This is a genomic window from Nostoc sp., from assembly GCF_036919495.1.
In the GTDB taxonomy this organism is placed as follows: domain Bacteria; phylum Cyanobacteriota; class Cyanobacteriia; order Cyanobacteriales; family Nostocaceae; genus Nostoc.
Window position 1 is genome coordinate 1 of record NZ_JBALBZ010000040.1, and the last position, 18168, is coordinate 18168.

General features: G+C 40.9%; 16 protein-coding genes and 1 riboswitch. Of the genes, 3 read left to right on the forward strand and 13 right to left on the reverse strand.

Going from position 1 to position 18168, the window contains the following annotated elements:
* From V7K25_RS05205 to V7K25_RS05220, 4 genes are all read right to left on the reverse strand, one after another.
* Window positions 1–1122 (reverse strand): leucine-rich repeat domain-containing protein (locus tag V7K25_RS05205; protein WP_335155711.1); only part of this gene is annotated, 1122 nt, incomplete at its 3' end.
* Between the two features lie 249 nt (window positions 1123–1371).
* Window positions 1372–2700: an ATP-binding protein gene (locus tag V7K25_RS05210; protein WP_335155713.1), complete on the reverse strand. Its 1329-nt coding sequence runs from the start codon at window positions 2698–2700 to the stop codon at window positions 1372–1374.
* 93 nt (window positions 2701–2793) lie between these two features.
* Window positions 2794–4083, reverse strand: coding sequence for a tellurite resistance TerB C-terminal domain-containing protein (locus tag V7K25_RS05215; RefSeq protein WP_335155715.1), 1290 nt, complete (start codon window positions 4081–4083; stop codon window positions 2794–2796).
* Window positions 4084–4193: 110 nt separating this feature from the next.
* The gene (locus tag V7K25_RS05220; protein WP_335155717.1) at window positions 4194–5543 is read right to left on the reverse strand and encodes an ATP-binding protein; all 1350 of its coding nucleotides are present in this window, start codon (window positions 5541–5543) and stop codon (window positions 4194–4196) included.
* Window positions 5544–5630: 87 nt separating this feature from the next.
* Here V7K25_RS05220 and V7K25_RS05225 point away from each other — a divergent pair, with 87 nt between their 5' ends.
* Complete coding sequence (locus tag V7K25_RS05225) at window positions 5631–5969, forward strand: TMEM14 family protein (RefSeq protein ID WP_335155719.1); 339 nt, start codon at window positions 5631–5633, stop codon at window positions 5967–5969.
* 60 nt (window positions 5970–6029) lie between these two features.
* Here the strand turns inward: V7K25_RS05225 and V7K25_RS05230 are convergent, their stop codons facing one another.
* The 4 genes from V7K25_RS05230 to V7K25_RS05245 form a co-directional block, all read right to left on the reverse strand.
* Window positions 6030–6911: a fructosamine kinase family protein gene (locus V7K25_RS05230; RefSeq protein WP_335155721.1), complete on the reverse strand. Its 882-nt coding sequence runs from the start codon at window positions 6909–6911 to the stop codon at window positions 6030–6032.
* Window positions 6912–7018: 107 nt separating this feature from the next.
* Complete coding sequence (locus V7K25_RS05235) at window positions 7019–8299, reverse strand: M16 family metallopeptidase (protein ID WP_335155723.1); 1281 nt, start codon at window positions 8297–8299, stop codon at window positions 7019–7021.
* Window positions 8300–8960: 661 nt separating this feature from the next.
* Entirely contained in the window at window positions 8961–9383 is a 423-nt protein-coding gene (locus tag V7K25_RS05240; RefSeq protein WP_335155725.1) for a hypothetical protein, read from the reverse strand.
* Window positions 9384–9481: 98 nt separating this feature from the next.
* The gene (locus V7K25_RS05245; protein WP_335155727.1) at window positions 9482–10351 is read right to left on the reverse strand and encodes a zinc metalloprotease HtpX; all 870 of its coding nucleotides are present in this window, start codon (window positions 10349–10351) and stop codon (window positions 9482–9484) included.
* Between the two features lie 308 nt (window positions 10352–10659).
* Window positions 10660–10742: riboswitch (Fluoride riboswitch) on the forward strand.
* A 95-nt stretch (window positions 10743–10837) separates the two neighbouring features.
* On the opposite strand from V7K25_RS05245, the gene V7K25_RS05250 reads away from it, so the two are divergent.
* Together V7K25_RS05250 and V7K25_RS05255 are read left to right on the forward strand one after the other, a co-directional pair.
* The gene (locus V7K25_RS05250; protein WP_335155730.1) at window positions 10838–12166 is read left to right on the forward strand and encodes a voltage-gated chloride channel family protein; all 1329 of its coding nucleotides are present in this window, start codon (window positions 10838–10840) and stop codon (window positions 12164–12166) included.
* A gap of 130 nt (window positions 12167–12296) precedes the next feature.
* A complete protein-coding gene (locus V7K25_RS05255) occupies window positions 12297–12494 on the forward strand; it encodes a hypothetical protein (RefSeq protein WP_335155731.1) in 198 nt (65 codons plus the stop codon).
* 68 nt (window positions 12495–12562) lie between these two features.
* Here V7K25_RS05255 and V7K25_RS05260 read toward each other — a convergent pair whose 3' ends face one another.
* From V7K25_RS05260 to V7K25_RS05280, 5 genes are all read right to left on the reverse strand, one after another.
* Window positions 12563–13420 carry an AIPR family protein gene (locus V7K25_RS05260; protein WP_335155767.1) on the reverse strand — a complete coding sequence of 286 codons (858 nt, stop codon included), beginning with the start codon at window positions 13418–13420 and terminating at the stop codon, window positions 12563–12565.
* A gap of 84 nt (window positions 13421–13504) precedes the next feature.
* Window positions 13505–14143 (reverse strand): Uma2 family endonuclease, encoded by a 639-nt coding sequence (locus V7K25_RS05265; RefSeq protein WP_335155733.1) that lies wholly within the window; start codon window positions 14141–14143, stop codon window positions 13505–13507.
* 115 nt (window positions 14144–14258) lie between these two features.
* Window positions 14259–15494 carry an LL-diaminopimelate aminotransferase gene (locus tag V7K25_RS05270; protein ID WP_335155735.1) on the reverse strand — a complete coding sequence of 412 codons (1236 nt, stop codon included), beginning with the start codon at window positions 15492–15494 and terminating at the stop codon, window positions 14259–14261.
* A gap of 124 nt (window positions 15495–15618) precedes the next feature.
* Entirely contained in the window at window positions 15619–16974 is a 1356-nt protein-coding gene (locus V7K25_RS05275; RefSeq protein ID WP_335155737.1) for an NAD(P)/FAD-dependent oxidoreductase, read from the reverse strand.
* A 234-nt stretch (window positions 16975–17208) separates the two neighbouring features.
* On the reverse strand, window positions 17209–18129 hold the full coding sequence (locus tag V7K25_RS05280) for a DUF4349 domain-containing protein (RefSeq protein WP_335155739.1): 921 nt from the start codon (window positions 18127–18129) through the stop codon (window positions 17209–17211).
* Between the last annotated feature and the right edge of the window lie 39 nt (window positions 18130–18168).

Here is an 18168-nt window from a genome sequence, read left to right on the forward strand (position 1 = left end):
CGCCTCTGGTATCTGGGTTATTTGGTTGTTATAGAGGATAAGCTGCGTCAGATTGGTTAAATTAGCGAGCGCCTCTGGTATCTGGGTTATTTGGTTTTCACTGAGGTCAAGCTGCGTCAGATTGGTTAAATTAGCGAGCGCCTCTGGTATCTCGGTTATTTGGTTGCCATCGAGGTCAAGCTGCGTCAGATTGGTTAAATTAGCGAGCGCCTCTGGTATCTCGGTTATTTGGTTGTCACTGAGGTCAAGCGTGGTCAGATTGGTTAATTTAGCGAGCGCCTCTGGAATCTGGGTTATTTGGTTGGAAAAGAGGTAAAGCTTAGTCAGATTGGTTAATTTAGCGATCGTCTCAGGAATCTGGGTTATTTGGTTGGAACCGAGGTAAAGCTGCGTCAGATTGGTTAAATTAACGATCATCTCTGAAATCTGGGTTATTTGGTTGTTATGGAGGGAAAGCTCTGTCAGATTGGTTAATTTAGCGAGCGCTTCTGGAATTTGGGTTATTTGGTTGAAACTGAGGTAAAGCTGCGTCAGATTGGTTAATTTAGCGAGCGCCTCTGGAATCTGGGTTATTTGGTTGAAACTGAGGTAAAGCTGCGTCAGATTGGTTAATTTAGCGAGCGCCTCTGGAATCTGGGTTATTTGGTTGGAACTGAGGTTAAGCTGCGTCAGATTGGTTAATTTAGCGAGCGCCTCTGGAATTTGGGTTATTTGGTTGGAACTGAGGTTAAGCTGCGTCAGATTGGTTAAATTAGCGAGCGCATCAGGTATTTCAGTTAGCTCTATTCGAATTAAGATAAGTTCCTCTAAATGTAGTATTTGCGTTACCACATCGGGAATGCTCTCTAAAGGATTGCCAGTAATATCCAACTTACGCAAATTAGGCAAACGCAATAGTTCGAGTGGAAGCGTTTTTAAATTGTTGCCTGAAACATTTTGGAAATAGTGGCTTTCTAGGTATTCATCACCTTCAACCTTCTTTCCCAAAATCAAAGACTCAAGCTGCTGCAACTTACCAATTTCCACAGGTAACTCAGTCAACTCTTGCCCCGACAAGTCTAACTCTCGCCAACCCTCAGCCACGGCGCGATCTATCAGTACCAATAACTCATCCTGCGTCATAATTCCAAGGAGAAGGGTAAAAGGAAAGAAGGCTGATGAAGATTATCTTAACTGATTAGGGAAAAATGCCAGATTATCATTTTTTGGCGATTATGTCTTGAGATGATGGGAAAAGCGAATTGTACAGGTTTAGCGATCGCGCCTTTATATGTAGCGATCGCATATATCTAAATCTAGATTTTAGGCATCTCTATTATCAAAATTCATATTAATCTCTTTGCACAAGAGCAATTAAATGACCATCATTAATCACAAACTAAATTCTGCTGCGCCATCCTCATCCATATCTGCATCCTTACCCATAGCAGTAGGTTTAAATTTAGAGCCATGAATTAATTCAGCAAACACAATTCCTGGATTTTGGTGAAGAATATTCAGCACACTCATAAAATCTCGCACAATTTCTCCTGGTGTCAGTAATGCTTCTGCACCCAAGCGATTAATAATTTCTTGCACAAACTCCTTTAATTCACGATTTGTCAAAGTCTGTTCATACCCAAAATTGAGTGCATGAATCTCAGCTAAACGTTGCAGAAGCGTCAATATTTCTGCTTCAATCAAAGGATTTAGCCGAATCACTGGCCCTAAATATTCCTGAACATTAGCTTGTGCAACAAAACGGCTTTCTTTTGTGCGTCTTTGCCAAGCTTGGTCTGCAAAAAGTCCCCGTTTGGGGTCTTCTAAAAATTTAGTTGTTCCACCAACAACAATGCCAAGATGTTCTGCTTTGCACTGCATCGTATCGTTAAACATTGCCAGGAGCCGATTATAATTCTTTTCCCGCGTGACTGTAGTAGATATTTGATATAAATGTACAGCTTCATCAAGTATAATTAACAGTCCTTTATAACCAATTTCAGCTACAAATTTCGCAAACAGTTTTATATAGTCATACCAACTATCATCATCAATAATAACACGCACTCCTAAAGCTGCTTTTGCCTCAACTTTAGTAGTAAATTCTCCGCGCAACCAGCGCATTGCCGCATTTTTTAAATTATCATCATCCAATCGATAGCCACGCCAATAAGCGATAATCACGCTACCAAAATCAAAACCGTGAACTAAGCCTTCAATATACTGAACTACTTCCCTAATTTTCGATTCAACTTGGTCATCAAAACCATCGTCATTGGGACGCATTTCAGTTTCTTTAACCACTTCTTGTTGAATTTTATTAATCCATCCTTCTAAAATTGAGACTAAAGCACCACCATCAGGACGAGTTTTTGTAGCTAGGTGGCTCATTAATTCTCGATAGGTAGCTACACCTTCATTGCTGCTTCCAGCTAATCGGCGTTCAGGGGATAAATCAGCATCAGCTACTACAAAACCTTGCTCCATAGCGCGGTTGCGAATTAGTTGTAGTAAAAAACTTTTACCAGAACCGTAGTTACCAATTATGAAGCGAAATGCTGCTACACCTTCTGCAATATCATCGAGATTTTGTAATAGGCTTTTTAGTTCTTTTTCTCGCCCTACTGCTATATATTCAACTCCCACTCTTGGTACTACCCCCGCACCAAGGGAATTGATTAAAGCAGTGGAGATTTTTTTCGAGATTTTGAGCTTTGCCATGTATTACACTTTACTTTATTCTAAACCCAGAAGCACGCAGTAAGTTAGGTAAGATATTCACCTTACTACTCATCTAACGACGGCAATAACAATTTAATTTGACGAAGCATGTCTAGCCATTCGAGCTTCATACATTGCAATCATTTTTTTGACATGCGTCATATATTCAGGGTAAACTTTTGGAATTTCTGAATTTGAATCAATTATTAATTCACCAATAGTATCATTTGCTCGTTCATTTATAGAATCGATTAATAAATTTGGCATAGTAATGTTTGCTTCAGCAATTTTTTTAATAGCAGCATTAGGATTATCTTGTTCAACTATAGCTTTTAATACTTGTATTTCGTATGCTGGAAGATTTTCTAAAAAATTAGTCCATTCTTCAGGTAAATTATCTGATGTATCAGCTTCCGAAGTGTTTATGATTGCTGTAGTTTCCATTATCTCAGAAAAAGGAAACAATTCATTATCATCTTCATTGTAATTATCAGACAAATGTTCTGGATTGAATGTTTCTATTTGTTGAAGTAATTCCCATACTTGATTTTGTAAAGAATCTCGTTCTTCTTGCAATAATGAAACTTGCTCTTGCAACTGCTGTAATTCAGCTTTATGTTCTGCCAGTTGGGTTTGTGAAGAATCTAGGATAGCTTGGATATTTTCTCTTTCGGCTTTTGTCGCTACCAGTAATTGATTTTTTTGGGTTGTCTCAAGTTCTAGTTCTTGAATTGTAATTCGCAATTCGTATAATTTTTCTTCTAATTGGGGTTTGAGTCTGCCTAAAAGAGTTAAATTGCTTTCAACTTCTTGTTTCTCCTGCTGGAGTTCAGAAATTTGACTTTGTAAATGGGTTATTTCACTACGAGATACATTACAATTCGACTCTAGCCGACGCTTCTCTGCTGTGAGAACTGAAAAAGCATTGTTCAATTCTGTTAGATTTTTCTGCAAGTTATTAATTTCAGTTTGCAGCGTATTGATTTCGGTTTCTAACTGCTTTTTCTGTCCGGCAAATGTTCTTAGCTCTCGATGTAAACTATCTCGTTGGTTACGGCTTTCTGTTACTTGATTTTGCAGTTGTTGTGACTCTGCATATAATAGATTATGATGTTCTTCGATTTGATTAATTTCTCTGACAACGCGAGCCTTCAATCCCTCCATCTCTTTAATTCGTTTGTGGATAGAACCTAAAATAAACATTTCATAATTTCTGCGTCGCTTATCTACAAATAATGCTGCTGCATAGATAGTAACGGCAGTAATTAAACCTGTGAGAAAGGCTTTATTAAAATCCCAGTTTGGGACGAGGCTAAGACCAAAACTCACACTAAAGGCAACTATCCCTAGTATAAATCGATTGCTGATCATTACTGATTGCATATTGCTGGTTTTTAGCGTAGTTAAATTATCAGAAAAAGTTGCTCTCATACTAATTCGTAATTCGTAATTCGTAATTCGTAATTAAAATACACATATAAAAATGCTTAATACTAAGTGTTAGATGTATTGTTATTTGTACTAAAAAGTCTTAAATCTGCTTTTAGAAAATCAATAAATTGCCGTGCTGTGCGTCCAGAACGACCGTTGTGGCGAGTTGCCCATTGTAATGCTTGAAATTCTAAATCCTCTTGGGTAATATTAATTTCACCTTGTGCCGCTAGGTGCTGTACAATCTTTAAATAAGTTTTCTGATCGGCTGGTTCAAAGGTCAAGGTTAAACCAAAGCGATCGCTAAACGAAAGCTTCTCCTGCATCGTATCCCAAGCATGGATTTCCTCGTTATCCTTGGGGGTAGGTCTATCTACAAAAAACTCTCGAATTAGGTGGCGGCGATTGGAAGTAGCATACACAACTACATTTTGCGGCCGCGCGGTTAAATTACCTTCTAAAACTACCTTGAGCGCTTTAAAGGCATCATCATCTTCTTCAAAGGAAAGATCATCGACAAAGATGATAAATTTTTGTGACACTCCTCGTAAATGTTCCACAATTTTTGGTAGGTCTTTTAAATCAGATTTTGCCACTTCCAACAAGCGGAGGCTGCGATTACTATATTCATTTAACAAAGATTTCACCAAAGAAGATTTGCCAGAACCCCGACTACCGTAAAGTAATACATGCAGTGCCATCTCTCCTGATAATAAAAACTCTGTATTTTTTAGCAAAGCATCTTTTTGAGACTCATAACCTACAAGCGCACTCAGCTTAATTGGATCGGAATACCGAATACCGATAAACTGCCCAGCTTGCCAGCGTAAAGCCCGATATTCTGCAAATAAACCAGAGCCACATTGCCGATAATAAGCTGCTAACTCTTCTACAGCATCACCCCAATTATCTAACTCTTGTAGATATGTAGGGAACTTTGTCTCTCCTCCTACCAATTCTTGCTCTTTATACCACACTACTGGCGAAATCGGCATGTGCGCTACGCCTTGTATCCACTCACTTAAAGAAGCGCTGCTACATTCATAGAGACTTTGCAATACTTGTAAATCATGCCGAACTGCTGCTACTAAAGCTGGGGGTAAATCCTCAAATTCTCGCACTTGAGCAAGCTTTGTAAAAGGATTCTCAGAGAAGAGAAGTTGAGTAATTAAATAGTCTTCCCAATTTTGATTTTTAGCAGCCAACGCGTGGAAGTAACTACCGTAGGCTTGGAGACAACCCCGGGCATCGGCATCAGTGTAACGTATAGCTTGCAACAGTTCCAGAAATGCCATCCCCACTTCGCCTTGCAGAACAGACTGGTACAGTAAAAGTGAGGCTGCTTGGCGCTGGAGATATTGAACCTTTGTATATAAGGAAGTACTTGTTATTAGCATTGCTTGATTATCCATCAATAAACTGTGTGGTATAGCTAAATAGCTATGGTAAATTGTCTGCTGACACTGGCAGTAAAGTCAAAGTCTACATAGGTTTTAACAATGAATTTAAGTATAATTGCTGCTTTTGCCTACGGCATATTAGCGATGTCTACGACGGGCTACGCCTACGCTGGTGGCATTATTGGCTATATTCAGGCTAGAAGTAAGGTTTCACTCTTAAGTGGTAGCATTAGCGGTTTATTGCTAGTGCTAGCGGCTTACTTTCAACTCCAGGGGCAAAGCTGGGGGTCGATTTTAGCAGTGATAGTTACTGGTGTTTTGGTAGTCGTCTTTGCAGTTCGGCTAGTTAAAACACGCAAGTTTATGCCGGCGGGATTAATGACGATTTTGGGTATATTGGCTTTGGGGGTGATGGTGAGTCAAATGGTGGGGAATTGAGGGGGGAAATTTAAACGCAGAGGAACGCGGAGGGAAGCGCGGAGGTACGCAAAGTTGTAGTTAGCGCAAAATTTGGTCAATCATTCGGTTGGCTTGGGAAGCATAACTGCCGCCAAATAAATTGAAGTGATTCAAAATGTGATAAAGGTTATAGAGGGTTTTTCTTTGCTCATAGCCTGGATCTAAGGGAAAGGCTTTGTTATAACCTTGGTAAAATGCTGCGGGGAATCCACCAAATAATTCTGTCATGGCTATATCAACTTCGCGATCGCCAAAATAAGTTGCTGGATCAAAAATCACGGGTTCTCCTGAGTTAGTACACCCGGCATTTCCGCCCCATAAATCGCCATGTACTAAGGAAGGTTGCACCTGATGCGCCAATAATTCAGGGATTGCTGCTAGTAATTTTTCTGAAGAGGGGAAATTTCCTCCCTTTTGCCTTGCCAACTGAAATTGATAACCCAGGCGATGTTTAATATAAAATTCTGTCCAGTCTGCTGTCCAAGTATTGATTTGGGGTGTGGAACCAATAGTATTGTTAATTTTCCAACCAAAACCTTGGCTACTGCTAGCTTTATGCATCGCCGCTAGCTTGCGCCCCATCTCTTCCCATCGCGGAGCGTCTCGTAGAGAGGAATTGCTGTTACCGCTACCAAGTTCTAACCATTCCAGCACGATGTAGCTATAATTCTCAGCTACACCCCAGCAAATAGGATTTGGGACGCGAATACTAGTTGTTGCTAGCATTTCCTTTAACCCCATTGCCTCAGCCTCAAACATCGCAGCTTGGGATGCTTGGTTAATCTTAAGGAAGTAGGTTGTCTCACCATTAGAGATAGCATAACCTTGGTTGATGCATCCGCCACCAACCGATCGCCGTTGCTGACTCTGAAATTTTTCGCCAGTCACCTGGCTAATATGGGTGTCGATTTGAGTCCACATGATTAAATTGGTGAGTGGGGATGAGGGAGCAGAGGGAGCAGAGGGAGTGAGGGACAAGAATTAATAACCAATGCCCAATACTCCATTTCCCCTTTTTAATTTTTAATTTACGGCTTGACGACAACTACACCATAAGCATCTGGGGAAAGATACTCTTTGGCTGCTTGCATCAAGTCGGTTGCATCTTGGCTCTGAATATGATCTGGGTAGTTAAAGGCGGGTTCTAAATCTCCCACCAAGGAATGATAATAACCATACAACCCTGTGCGATCGCTTGGTGTTTCATTAGCAAAAATAAATCTGTTCGCTACTCGCCGCCGCACACGGGCAATTTCTGATTCTGTGACTAATTCGGTTTGGATTGTGCGAATATGTTGAGCGATCGCATCTTCTACTTCTGCTAAATTTTCTACTGCACATTTAGCTGAAATATAAAATGTCCCTTGTAGCTGATTGCTCATGTTGCTCACAGAAATTGAAGAAACCAATCCCCGTTCTTCTCTTAAATCCCTCACCAGTCTTGATGTCCGTCCATGCCCTAAAATTCCGGCTAAAACATCTAGTCCATAGGTGCGATCTAACTGAACCATTCCTGGAACCCGCCAAAGCATTACTAGCCTTGCTTGCTGGAGACTTTCATCTACAAATTCTCGACGGACAATTTCTGTAAATGGTGATTCAGTGGGGAGTGGGGAGTGGGGAGTAGGGAGTGGGGAGTGGGGAGTTTTAGTGGCTTTTGTAAATCCTTCAGCAACGGTTGCAATTAATTCTTCCACGGGCAAATTGCCCACAGCTACAGCAGTAATTGACTCGGGTTGATACCAACTAGTATGAAAATCTCGCATCTGCTGGGGTTTAAGTTCGGCAATCACCGATTCTGGCCCCAATACTGCACGGCGATAAGGTAGTTTATCAAAGGCTGTCTCCATCGCCCGCCGAAATGTCCGCCGTTGGGGATTATCTTCTGAGCGCCTAATTTCTTCTAAAACTACTAATCGCTCGCGTTCAAAAGCATCATCAGGAATACTCGCATTTGATACTACATCTATTTGTAATGGAGCAAGCTCGGCAAAATCTTTAGGGGCTGTGGTTATATAGTAATGAGTATAATCTTGGCTAGTTGCGGCATTGGTGACAGCACCCCGTTCTTCAATCCGACGTTCAAACTCGCCGCTAGCCAGTCGTTCTGTTCCTTTAAAAATCATGTGCTCTAAAAAGTGAGCCATGCCGTTAATGGCATCAGATTCTACGGCTGAACCAACTTTAATCCATAAATTCAGGTTTACAGCTTCAACTGGCATCTGCTCCGCTATGATTGTCAAACCATTGGGCAACTGATGCAGGGTTGGGGTATTAAGACGAGGAAGTTTCCGCAGGGTTGAAGTCATTGCTACTTGTGTGAGGAGCTACGTTACTTCTTTATCTTATCCGTGACGGAAGAGACAGGGGGGCAGGGGGCAGGGGGCAGGGAGCAGGGGGCAGGGGGCAGGGGGCAGGGGGCAGGGAGCAGGGGGCAGGGGGCAGGGGGCAGGGAGCAGGGGGCAGGGGGCAGGGGGAAAAAGAGTTTGAGCTTTGTTTACTTTTCTTCACATAGTATCAACAAATGCGAACCCCGAATCAATAAATGCGAACCCCGAATCAACATTAGAAAGGGGAAACTAAAACATCTAAATTCCCTCCCCTTTACAACTACGGTGTACACACAACTCCTGTCCACATACGTTTCAAGTCTTTTACCCACATTTTGTTAGAGTGAAACTGTCACGCTGACCGACATCCCGCCCAGAACTAAAGTTCAGGGCTAATAGCTAAAGTCCACGCTTGCTGGACTTTAGCTATGAGACTCGGAATTCATTCTGAGGCGGGATAGAAACGCAGTGCGAGATTTATCAATAAAGATGTGGCTGCGGCAAAACTTGTGTGTATATCGTAACTCTTGTAAGGGTAGGGTTAGGGAGGGGTAATTCAATAACCTACGTGTACACCGTAGCCGACTCAGAGAGGGACAGACTTGAACTTTAATTCAAGATAGGGAGAGGTTCCGTCGAACTAACGAGAGTAAGGGTGATTGAAGGTTTCCCAGGCAGCAATAGCCGCTTTTTGCAGACGAAAGCTAAAATCTACTAAATCTTTCATCATTAAGTGCCAGTTTCTCTCGGCTTCATCCTGAATTATCGCCCAAGAGTCTTCTAAGCGATCGCGTTCCTTCAATTTCCTGCCTTCAATCAATTCTCGTGCTTGTCGCACAGCTTTTAAATAAGTTTCACGGGTGAGAGTACCTGCTGACTCCGCTTGGCTGCGTCTTTCTAGTGCCTCAATCAACGCTTTGGTTTCGCGCTTGACTTCATCACTTTCGCCAGCCATTTCGGTTTCTACTAATTTATCGGTTTCAGGACTAATTTCTACAATTACTATAGATTCAGTAGATTCAATGACTGGCGTTCCAAAGGATTGGATGTTGTTATAAGTCATAGTTAAAACCTCCTTAATTGCAAAGCTTACTCTCTATACTGGTAGTCATAAGTCATTGTCAATTCACAAAGGACTAATGACCAATGACTAATAACTAATTAATAAACTGTTGTTGGCAATTGTTGCTCTAGTTTCAGTAATGCTGCAACTCGCTCCTCTGTAGCAGGGTGACTAGAGAACAAGTTACCCATAAACTGTCCAGAAATAGAATTGATAATTAACAACGGCTCATAAGCTGGATTGGCATTTAAAGGCATCTGCTTTGCTGAGGCTTCTAAACGTTGCAGTGCCCTAGCTAAGGCGCGGGGATTACCAGTTAATCTAGCTGAACCTGCATCAGCAGAGAATTCTCGTGTGCGCGAAATTGCTAGCTGAATAATCGTCGCAGCCAATGGCGCAAGCATTACTGTTAATAAAACTCCCAAAGGATTTGCACCTCTGTTGTCATCTCGTGAACCACCGCCAAACCATAAGCTATAACTAACCATTTGCGCTAGGAATGAGATAGCACCAGCAACGGTAGCAGCAACAGCTTGTGTGAGGGTGTCACGATTAATAATGTGGGTGAGTTCGTGGGCGATAACGCCTTCGAGTTCGTCCTCTGGCAATATATTCAAAATGCCTTCAGTGACAGCAACAGCAGCGTGTTCTGGATCGCGCCCTGTAGCGAAGGCGTTTGCACCTTGGCTTGGGACAATGTAAACTTTGGGCATGGGGATGTTAGCGCGATCGCTCAATCTCTGCACCATCCGATAAAGTCCTGGTGCTTCCCTTTGACTTACAGGCTGGGCTTGGTATACTGCCAGGGCAATCTTATCTGATTGATACCAAGAAAACAGGTTTGTTACTGCTGCTAAACCTATCCCTATTATCAAGCCACTAGTACCGCCAATTATCCAGTAACTAATTGCGATCAAAAGACCACTTAACGCAGCTAGCAAAACAGCCGTTTTCAATTGATTTGTCATATTTTCGCTCTCCTGCTAATGCTGTATTATTTTTCTCTGAAACAGCATTAATTAAGCTACTTTTTGATTGTATCCAGCTAAACTTAGATAGATGGTACAGAAAACCTATCAGATAAGTACGGTTTTCCTACTTAAGTTTTGTAAATACTAATTTAGTTTTTTTGATATTTGCTCTATTGGTAAAAAATCATCTTTAATAGATATTATAAATGCATCTATCTATAGGAATAAATTGTTAATAAAAGTAGAAATTACAAGTGCGAAAAAGCAATACAAAAGTAAACATGGTATTGTTGAATTAATTAAATAGTATTTATGGCGATGGAGCTCGCCAAAACCGCCTTTCCAAGGTAAAATTAATCACTGGAAGGCTGATGGCTCCTACTTTCTTCGCTGACTGCGGGAGAGTAGGGCTTGGCTAAATGCATTACCTGACTCCCCTGTAGAAAGTGTAAGTCTACAGATTGCACCTCAAGGAGTCATGGTATGAAACAACTACGTCAGTTTGAACCGTTTATTGCATTACCCCACCTAATTAAATGGTTGCCTATTTCCATTGTGGTTGGCATTCTTGCTGGAACAGCTTCTGCGGCTCTTTTAGCATCATTAGAATGGGCAACTGATTGGCGAGAATCACATCGCTGGATTATCGCCTTCCTTCCCCTTGGTGGCTTCTTGAGTGGTTGGATTTATCATCAATTCGGTCGGACTGTAGAAGCCGGAAATAATCTTTTACTTGAAGAAATCCATAATCCCAAAAATATTATTCCCTTTCGCATGGCTCCTCTGGTTTTATTAGGAACAAACCTTACACATTTATTTGGAGGTTCAGCCGGTCGTGAAGGTACAGCATTGCAAATGGGTGCTTCTTTGGCAGATCAGTTAACTAAAATATTACATTTTCAAGGAGCCAATCGGCGAATTTTGTTAACGGCAGGTATCAGTGGAGGATTTGCTTCAGTTTTTGGTACTCCCTTAGCTGGAACCGTATTTGGTCTAGAAGTTTTAGCGATTGGTAAAATTCATTATGATGCTCTTTTACCTTCTTTAATTGCTGCGATCGTTGGAAATCAAGTCACTTTGTTATTGGGTTTGCATCATACCGCATACCAACATGCTCAGTCTATACCGACGCTCACAATTTGGGGGCTGATTTCTGCCATTATCGCAGGTGCAATCTTTGGAATTGTAGCGAGATTTTTTGCTAAAGTAACTCACAAAATTAGTCACTTCTTTAAAGCAAAGATATCTTATCCTCCAATGCGTCCTTTGATAGGCGGTGCGGTAATAGCAGCAATTGTTGGCTTGAGTGGAACAACCAAGTATATTGGTCTTGGTATTCCAACCATAGTGGATTCTTTCTACACTCACCTACCTCCTTGGGATTTTGCAGCAAAATTTGGTATGACTGCTCTAACTTTAGGAGCAGGTTTTAAGGGAGGAGAAGTGACACCTTTGTTTTTTATTGGTGCAACTTTAGGTAATGCTTTGTCGTTACTTTTAGCATTACCTGCACCACTGTTAGCAGGAATGGGATTTGTGGGTGTATTTGCGGGTGCAGCAAATACACCTATAGCATCAACCTTAATGGGAATTGAACTATTTGGTCTGGAATCAGGGGTATTTATTGCTATTGGCTGTGTAGTGAGCTACTTATTTTCAGGTCATTCTGGAATTTACTCTGCACAACGCATTGGGTTGAGTAAATACTCTGCTGTATATTTAGAAGATGGGGTGACTTTGGCTAATTATGGGCAACCAAAAATTGATTTACCCGATGATAGTGAAGAAGAAGAAAGTAATTCTCAGGAATAATTTATTGATGTCATTAATGAATATTTTAACAAATGAATAATCATGGATTTGGCAAACTAGTTACCTTTCTAAATCAATTGGAACAAGAGAGAATTAATTACACCTTAGCCCATATCGGGATGAAACTATTATGGTGAATGTGGCGGTGGCTGGTGAACGATGGGAAGTAGAATTTTTTGAGGATGGTTCGGTTGAGGTAGAACGATTTGTTAGTAGTGGAGAGATTAATGGAGAAGAGGTTTTTAGTGATTTATTTGCTATGTATTCAGAGCCAGAAACTAATCCTGTGAAACTTACCCAAAACGCTAATTTGGCAAGCACGACATGAAGGCGATCGCACTTCGTCTCACCTGGAAAATTGCACCTTTAATTAGGATATGTATAAAGTATAAATTCTCACTTACTTTCAAACAAAAAATTTTTTATGCTTCTTGAAAGAGTTAAAGTTTTTGCAACTGCACGATCATAATTTCCATTTACCTGACTATCAATGATTGCAGTAGTATTCAAAAAAGCCTCTTTAGATTTATTGTCTTCCGACAAAATTATTTCCATTATTTCGCAATACTTAATGAACTTATTCGATGTTATGGGAGGCATATCCTTGCCTGATAACTGTATTCTAAGAATATTAAGCATATGGTACTTGAATGGACTATATTTTGCGTCTATGTGTTTCTTTCTAAAGAGTGCATCTAAACGAAATTTTGCATATGCGCTGACGTAATATCCTATTGGATGATGATCGAATAAAAATATATTTTGTCTAGTTTCATCTTGCAAATTTGCATGGTACCTACCTGCATTATGAGCTTGCTCAAGAAACATAGATGCAAAACACCTCATTTGAGATGGTATATCCACTATTCTTATTTTTTCAATACCTTCAATTCCATTAAATTGTCTTGGTCTTCTTTCATAATATAGTTGTTTATCTTCTGGTAAAGATTTGTAATATTCCTCAAGTTTTTTCTGAAAATCAGTTAAAGACTCAAGCTCTTCAAGTTTTACTGGTGTCTGTCTGTTATTAGCTTTAATAATGTTGTTTTTTAATCTGCTGTCACGAGCTAGAGCAATTACTTTGATTGGTATACAAAGAGAATCATCAATCGATTCTCGGTTATGATACAGAACATAACTGGTTTGGCATCCATTAACAATCTGATAATCTGTAATAGTAATCCGATCTCCAACAACATTGATATCTTCTGCAACAATAGTTATGCCGTTATTGTAGAGTACAAAATAGTGGATTAATTTCTAGTGTATATAGTGCCATAATTGCAATATATAAATTTGGCAGTAACTTACAATGAGCGATGCCTAGTTGATCATTTACTAAATCATTGCTTCCAATTCTTCCAAAGCTTGAAAAGTTCCTATTTGCCAACTACGTTCTACCGCAGCAGGGATAATCTGAGTAATAACTATATCCTCAAAATTAGGACTAGTGTTAGATTTTATGTATTTCCCCTCTTTCAGCAAATAAATAGAAAGGTTTCCACTGTCGTAAACCCATAATTCTGGAACTCCAATGGCTTCATAAGCATCGAGAGTAGTTTTCGATGTGACATCAATCTCAATCGCTAAATCTGGCGGCGGATCATTAGGTTGCAAGCGACGATGACCAATTATTTGTTGATAATTCTGAATATAAAAGCAAGCATCAGGTTCAACTCCTGCTACACCTTGCCGTTTAAAGGTGGTGGAACCAAAAGGTTGGTATCTGATATCTTTAGCCTTTAGCAATATTTTGACAATATCAGAAATTAAATCTTTGGGTATTTCATGTTCTGGTAAAGGAGCCATAATTTCTAAAGTCCCCTGGCTATAGGCAATTCGTATAGTTCTTTTTTCTCCCAATTCTTGTAAAATAGATTCAAATTCTTCCCAGCTAACATCTGGAATTGTCACCGTGCTACCAGGTGCTAACTGCATCTGGCTAACAGGTTTAAAAACGGGAATGGCAGCAGTCACGTCGCTTCGCTCCAATTCAAAATTCAATATCTATCAGGTTGCGGTGGATAATATAGCCCACCGTAACCTTTAGACTAATAGAATGAGTTTAACAAAAGCGGCTAAAAGCGATCGCTTACACTTTAAACTTCTCTGTAATCCGCTTCATCGCCTCTTCGACATTTTCCCGACTGTTAAACGCCGAAATGCGGAAGTAACCTTCACCCGCAGCACCAAAGCCAGAACCAGGTGTCCCCACAACGTTGACTGTTTGCAGCAACTTATCAAAAAACTCCCAACTGGATAAACCATTAGGAGTTTTCACCCAGACGTAAGGTGCATTCACGCCACCATAAACTGATAATCCGGCGGCTGTGAGTTTCTCGCGGATAATTTTGGCGTTTTCTAGATAGAAACTCACCAATCCCTTAATTTGTGCCTGTCCTTCTTCGGAGTAAACCGCTTCGGCTCCCCGTTGGACGATGTAAGGAACGCCATTAAACTTGGTAGACTGGCGACGATTCCACAGTTTCCATAGTTCCACATCGGAACCATCGGTGGCTTTTCCTGTGAGTGTCTTCGGTACAACGGTTAACGCGCAACGAGTTCCTGTAAAACCTGCATTTTTGGAAAAAGACCGAAATTCGATCGCAACTTCTCTTGCACCTTCAATTTCATAAATTGAGTGGGGAATCGATGGATCGGTGATATAAGCTTCGTAGGCTGCATCAAAGAAAATAATCGAGTTATTAGCTTTGGCATAGTCTACCCATGCTTTGAGATATTCTTTAGTAGCAGCTGCGCCAGTGGGGTTATTGGGAAAGCAGAGATAAATTAAATCGACTTTCTTTGAGGGAATCTCGGCGGTGAAGTTGTTATCAGCAGTAATTGGTAGATAAACTAAACCCTCAAATTCGCCTTTATCGTTGGCATTCCCAGTATTTCCCACCATAACGTTAGTGTCTACATACACAGGATAAACGGGGTCAGTAACGGCAATTATGTTATCATGACCAAAAATTTCCAGAATGTTGCCTGTGTCGCACTTGGAACCGTCGGAGATAAAGATTTCGGAAGCATCTATATCGGCTCCCCGTGCTTGGAAATCTTGAGTAGCAATTTTCTCTCGTAACCAAGCGTAGCCTTGCTCTGGGCCGTAGCCTTTGAAGGTATTGCGATCGCCCATTTCTTCCACAGCTTTAATCATAGCTGTGCGGCAAGCCTCCGGCAAAGGTTCGGTAACATCACCAATGCCCAGCCGAATTATCTTAGCATCAGGATTGGCTTCTGCAAAGGCATTCACCCGCCGAGCAATTTCTGGAAACAGATAACCTGCTTTCAGTTTCAGGTAGTTGTCGTTAATAGTTGCCATGTGTAAATATGAAAAACGCCCTAAAATAGCTTACTGCTAATTTATCAGGGCGATAACTTTGTTATGGGGAATGGGAATGAGGGAGTAGGGGGAGAATAACTAATGACAAATGACTAATGACAAATTAGACATTTACTGGCTGTTTATTATCGGCTGACGTGTAATTGCGATCGCTAATTCCGAACTGGGTGAGCGATTCTTGTCCTGTAATTAATCTTGCTCCGCGATTACGGGTGAAATAGTTCCATGCCCACTGAATCATTACTACTAATTTGTTGTTAAATTCAATTAAGAAGTAGATGTGAATCAATAGCCAAAATAACCATGCAAAGAAACCTTTCAGCTTCATAAAGCCCAAATCTACCACAGCAGAATTGTGTCCAATCATCGCTAAACTACCATGATCGGTATAAGCAAAGGGCGGTAAACTGTTACCTGCAAGCCGCTTTTGGACTAGTGCTGCTACATATTCACCTTGTTGTTTCGCTACAGGTGCAACACCAGGTAGCGGTTTACCATTTTGATGAGAAAAATTTGCTAAATCGCCAATTACAAAAATATTGGGATGTCCCTTAATACTCAAGTCAGGTTCTACGATAATCCGTCCAGCGCGATCGCACTCAGCACCTGTGTGTTCTGCTAGCACTTTTCCCATTGCTGAAGCTTTTACACCTGCTGCCCATAATACGGTTTTTGAGGCAATTTCTTTAACTTCATCGCCTTGTTTGAGGGTAACAATATTATTTTCAATATTTGTCACCAGTGTTTTTGTTTGCACAATCACCCCCAAGCGCGTTAGAGATGCTTCCGCTTCTTGTGATAACTCTGGTGCAAAAGGTGGCAGAATCCGATCTAGACCTTCTAATAACAAAATCTTGGCTTCTGATGTGTCGATATTGCGGAAATCTTCTTTGAGGGTTTGATTTGCCAATTCTGCGATCGCACCTGCTAACTCTACACCAGTAGGGCCACCACCAACAATTACAAAGGTTAACCAAGCCCGGCGTTTTTCTAGATCGGTTTCTTTTTCTGCGGCTTCAAAGGCCGAAAAGATCCGGCGACGCATTTCTATAGCATCTTCTACAGTTTTCAAGCCGGGGGCGAATTCTTCCCAGTTGTCTTTGCCAAAATAGGAATGCTTCGCACCTGTGGCGACAATTAACGTATCGTAAGCTATTGCTTCGTCACCCACAGTCACTTGTTTTGCTTCTGGATCAATATTATTCACCTCTCCCAGCAGCACTTTCGTATTCTTGCTCTTGCTGAGGACAGAACGCAACGGTGAGGAGATATCAGCAGGAGATAGCGCACCTGTGGCGACTTGGTATAGGAGGGGTTGAAATAGATGAAAGTTACGTTTATCAATCAGAGTAACGTTTACTGCTGCCTTGGCGAGTGTTTTTGCTGCATAAAGTCCACCAAAGCCACCGCCAACAATTACTACTTGATGGAGTGGATTATTGTCAAGGGAATTTACCATAAGAAATATTATCGTGTATGCCGACTATTGTAACTATTCTTAACAAATTTGTATCAAAATTGTCATCATATATTTTGTATTGCTCTTTACATTTGAAAAAATTTTAAAGTAATTAAAACTACAGGATAAAGAGAAATTTTCCAGATGGAGGTGCAGACAATAAGAATTGGCAATATTTGAATCACTCTTTGCCTCTGTATATTTGTCAGCGGTAGATGTATGATTTATACAAGCTCATTTAGAACTAGTTGATTCTGGTGCTTGTGTTAAACGTGGTGAATGAGTTCGCCGCCAACGATTAAAGCCATATATAAGAGCAGCAAAAATTAACAAATAGGGACTGTAAACAAGTAACCAAATACCCAGCTTGAGTAAGCCAACGGAAAATGAACTAAGGGAGTGAGTGGATTTATTCCAAGTCTCCTGAACTTGCAAACCAAAGGCAGGTTGTGAACTGGTGCTAGAAACTGCTGCTTCTAAATTCAGCGTAATAGTGGAATAAGCAACTTGATTTTGTAGGCTTTTGAGTTGGGCATTAATTTGTTCTATAGTTTCTCTGACATTACTTAATTCTTGGGCAACACTAAGCACATCTCTTATAGAACCCGCCCGATCCATAATTTTTTGCAAATTAGCTTCAGTTTTTTGCAAATTGGTTAATCTAGCTTGGAAATCTACGAGGCGATCGCCCACATCTTCTGCGGTGATATTACGACTCTCAACAGTGCCCAATTTAGCTAGTTCTTCTAGGGTAGATTCCAGCAGATTCTCTGGTATCCGCAATTGGATTGTGGCTGTGTAACGCGGGTTGTCGGTTTTGGGTTGTTGTTGTTTCAGCCCAATCAAATCCCCTTGCTGTTTATTGATAATTTGTGAAACAGCATCAATAGCCCGATCTACAGAGTTGACAGTCAAAGATATAGCTGCCTTTTTGATGAGTTGGGGACGAGAACGGGCTATAGGTGCAGCTTCCGCCTTTTGGGACATCCTGCTAGCAGGTGCAGCTGCTGGATTTGCCACGCCATCGGCCGCCATTGGAGGTAACTGCTTATTTGCTAACTGATTGGAAGAGGCGCAACTGGTGAAAATTACCCCTCCTAATAACGCACTTACAAATAAAGCAGATGTGCGCGGTAATTTAGTCGAAGCGTACATAATCTACCCCTAGATGGATGAAGTTAACCCCAGTATTAC